Here is a 1174-nt window from a genome sequence, read left to right as displayed (position 1 = left end):
CTACTATGTTGAAATAAATAGCCGAGACTTATAATTCATTCCATATGATTACCAATGTTCTATGGTAAAAAATGCCCTGGTACAATCAGGGAAACGGCATGAGTTCTTAGTTTTTTAACTCTACGTTTGACATACAAACAAAAGAGCAAGAAACCTTCCTAGCTATGAAGATTTATCGAACTACGGTAGCTCGTTTAATGGTCTAATTCCTTTCAAGAAACGTTCGCGAGCTCGTCCTACTGATACATCCTAAAATGAATTTATGCATCTTTGTAATGAAGTGCTAGTCCCTTGTTTATCGTAACTTTACTAATTTAACCTAGTTTCTTCAGTTGAGACCGGACCAACGTAGCTCCGATTAAGCCTAGTACAACACAAAGTCTAGCTTTTAAGAACTTAATCCATTTGCTAGTACTTTTACACCGGCAACACCAAAAAACACTGCAAATGTCAGTTCAAAAACTCTCCGTGATTTTGTATAAACATAGCGAATTTCAGCAATTGAAAATAGCAAAGCGTAACCGATAAAAATAAAAAAACTAGTCACGCCGATGGTCGCAATGACCTTCAAAAGATCATGAGTACTAACATATTTTGGTAGCCCCAAAGTATAAAGAGAACCAAAAAACAACATTGCTTTCGGATTTGATAAGTGTATGAGGAGTCCTTTAATATATGCTAATTTAAATCCCGATATAGACTTTATATCTACTACAGTTTGCCTAACATTAAAAGCTGACCATAGGGATCTATATGAAAGATAAAGGAAGTAACATGCACTTAAATACCGAAATATTTCGAAGAACCAAGTATTAGCATACAGAAGAGCAGCTAAACCAAATGCGGCGGAAAATGACCAAATAATTGATCCGGATAAAACTCCGGCAGCTAATGCAATTCCGTAACCACGCCCCTGATTCATCGAGATAGCTGAAATAGCAAGTGTTGCTGGACCGGGGCTTGCAATGGCAATAAAAGCTGCAAACGTTATTAACAAATAGTTTATTTCTTCCATAGTACATCCGCATATTGGTAAAATTATAGCGATGTAGAACCGCTTAATAGGCTTCTTAAGTCACCGCGACAAATGCTTTTAATTTAATTTTAATATGGTTAGCGATTATATTCGCGATAATATCCAACTCTGTATTGATTTTTATTCGGGGTCACCGTA

The 1174-nt window shown here is 36.3% G+C and carries 1 protein-coding gene; it reads right to left on the bottom strand.

From position 1 onward, the window contains the following. Window positions 1–388: 388 nt before the first annotated feature. Window positions 389–1015, bottom strand: a complete 627-nt coding sequence (locus H5202_RS22910) for a LysE family translocator (protein WP_182774041.1) — start codon at window positions 1013–1015, stop codon at window positions 389–391. Window positions 1016–1174: the final 159 nt, after the last annotated feature.

The sequence above is a fragment of the Shewanella sp. SG41-4 genome, assembly GCF_014164505.1.
GTDB lineage: Bacteria > Pseudomonadota > Gammaproteobacteria > Enterobacterales > Shewanellaceae > Shewanella.
This window is presented reverse-complemented; position numbering and strand designations above follow the sequence as displayed.